We start from the raw sequence: 2,748 nt of genomic DNA, 5'->3' as shown, positions 1-2,748 counted from the left end.
CCCTTTGATCCGGCGATGCCGGCTCGAGGCGATTGGCAACATTGTGGAGGTCATCCTGCTTGCCTCATTCGGGAAGATGCCGACGACATTGGTGCGGCGTTTTACTTCCTTGTTCAAGCGCTCTATTGGGTTGGTCGAGTGTAGTTTGCTGCGATGAGCCTCGGGATAATCCATGTAGGCGAGCACATCGTGTTCGGCCTCGTCGAGCAGAGCGGCGACTTTGCGAAAGCGCGGGCGGAGCTGATCGGCGACGTGGCGCCAAGCTTGTCCGGCAGTCTCGCGATCAGGCTGGACGAAGACCTGCCGAACTGCGGCCGACACAACACTCTGCTGGCTTTTCGGCACATGGGCCAATAGCGATCTCATGAAATGAACCCGGCACCGCTGCCAGGTGGCGCTCAGGACCTGCGCAATGGCGGCTTTGAGGCCCTCGTGAGCGTCGGAAATGACCAGCTTCACGCCCTTGAGGCCGCGGCGTACCAGAGCGCGCAAGAACTCGATCCAGAAGGTGGCGGCTTCCGACTGGCCCAGGCCGAGCCCGAGGATCTCGCGGCGGCCATCCTGGTTGACGCCGGTAGCGATTATTGCCGCGATCGACACGATGCGGCCATTCTGGCGGACCTTGATGTAGGTCGCATCGAGCCAGAGGTAGGGCCACTCGCCGTCCAGCGGACGCTCGAGGAAGGACAGCACGCGGGTGTCGATGTCCTGGCACAGCGCCGAGACCTGTGACTTGGAGATGCCGGTCATGCCCAGCGCCTGGACCAGTTCATCGACCTTGCGGGTAGACACACCCTGGATCCAGGCTTCCTGGATCACCGCCGTCAGCGCCTTCTCGGCGGTTTTGCGAGGTTCCAGAAAAGCCGGAAAGTAGGTTCCCTGGCGCAGCTTCGGGAGAATGGGGCGGAGGGGCCCCATTCTCAGGTCGAGCGTGCCGAGCCGGGTTTCCAGCTGACGATCCCGATGGCCGTTGCGGTAGGTAGTGCGCTCGTCGGACCGTTCATGGCGCCCGGCGCCGATCAGGCTATCCACCTCGAACTCCATCAGCCGCTGGAGCGTGTGGGCGGCGATGGCGCGCAGGAAGTCGCCGTCGGTACTGGCTTGGATCTGGTCGAGCAGAAGTGTCATCGTGTCATCGGTCATCATGCCTCCTTGGGTCTCGGTCTCGTGTCGCAACTCGACCTTACCTGATGAGCGTGATGACCACCTCCGCGTTGTTGCGGCCCCAAGGGCGGAGGGATGAGATGGACCCAGGTTCCGCTCTGCGAGCTCCACCTGGGTCCATCTCATCCCTTCAGGGGCCAATTTCCACCACTCCGCTGGACGTTACCGTCAAAAAACAAAAAGGCTTGGCCCAGAATTGTCTGGACCTGCGCCCGCAGCTCCGGCGTGGCACGGATTTCCCGAACCGTCCACTCGGTCAGTGTGGCGATCCGGTCGATGAATGCGAGAGCCACCGCCAGCACCTTGATCTGCCGGACCATCGCAAGGCCGGATGGCAGGTGGGTCACGGACCATCCCCTGGTTCCCGCCTCGTCGATAAGGGATGTTGCGGAAAGCTGGAGGGCGGCGGTGTCGGTGAAGCGGAAAGGACTCCCGCACCGAGGGCGATGCGGGAATATGGCTATGCCAGACGTCACGCGGGAGATTGCTACGCTGCGAAGGCCATAGTCGTACCAGCTATACCACGTCATAGCGCCGTTTGACTCGTATTATACCGCAGGCGAGAGGAAGCCCGCACCGGGCTAGGGTGCGGGCTCAGTTAAAACATGGTGTACGTGGATGTCTCTGTGCGCAGTATGAACAATGACAGATTGCACTGCTACATGCGCGGTCTGGTCCGGCATACGTCGGACGGACAAGAAAAACCGCACCAGGCTAGGCGCGGATTAGGGTCGAGAGAAGCACGATTCGGAAGTCCTTCCTCGCCGTGGGCGACAGCACGGCATCTCGTACAACAATCTGTCGGCGCAAAATCACGCGGTCTCTTTGGCTTATGCGAGTGGCGGTGGCGGTTTAAAGATTCACCGGGGACCATAGGAAGCCGCAGGAGTGGTGGAGATGGTCATTCCAGGATGCGCTCGATCCGGGCGGCCGCTGCCTGAAGCAAATTGATCCAACCTGCTCCTTCCCGGCCCATGGCATCGCGAAACAGGTCAGGCCAGGGTTCCAGCAGGCGTGTCACGAACCCTCTGGGAATCGGAATGCCCACCTTGATGGCGTGGATTGTTCCAATGATCTGTTCCAAGCGGTGTTCCGGGGTCACACCAGCCCCCTCCCTGTGGAATGGCGGCCCTGCAGTCTACCACCGTTGCCAGGGCAAGCGTCTGGGTCTTTGTCAGTCAGACATACGTCGGGCGCCATCAAGTCTGGGGATCATCCCGCATGAGTCCAGCCTCTCAACTGCCGGCAGTATCACACTTCATGTCAAGCCGGAAGAAAACGGCCCCAACTGTCACAGTCGCCTCGCATGGAAGGCCGTTGAAACCACACGCAAAACCCTTTAAATCGAGGTGATGTGTAACAGAGCTTCCGGCAAGTTCACCCTGGGGTGAAGAAAATTTTAACGAAAATCCTAATGAGCTGTGTTCGATAGATTTGGTGGGAAGTTGGCATGCGTATTTTGAGGGTTTCACAATGTAACGATGGGTTTTATATACCGGGGCAGGAAGTTAGAAAGCTCGGTGAGTCAAAGTGCAGGAACGTCCTTTTTGCCCGCGCTGCGGCAGCGTGCGGGTGGTGAAATCC

General features: G+C 59.9%; 3 protein-coding genes. All 3 read right to left on the bottom strand.

What is annotated here, in order from left to right; all coding sequences use genetic code 11:
• A partial coding sequence (locus tag AC5JJ6_RS08000) for an IS256 family transposase (protein WP_496041528.1) occupies positions 1–1,143 on the bottom strand: 1,143 nt, incomplete at its 3' end.
• A 143-nt stretch (positions 1,144–1,286) separates the two neighbouring features.
• A complete protein-coding gene (locus tag AC5JJ6_RS07995; RefSeq protein WP_496041527.1) occupies positions 1,287–1,511 on the bottom strand; it encodes a hypothetical protein in 225 nt (74 codons plus the stop codon).
• Between the two features lie 554 nt (positions 1,512–2,065).
• Entirely contained in the window at positions 2,066–2,248 is a 183-nt protein-coding gene (locus AC5JJ6_RS07990) for a hypothetical protein (RefSeq protein ID WP_496041526.1), read from the bottom strand.
• Positions 2,249–2,748: the final 500 nt, after the last annotated feature.

Source organism: Skermanella sp. (assembly GCF_059503625.1).
The sequence above is the reverse complement of the archived record's forward strand: the minus strand, read 5'-3'. Positions and strand labels throughout refer to the sequence as shown.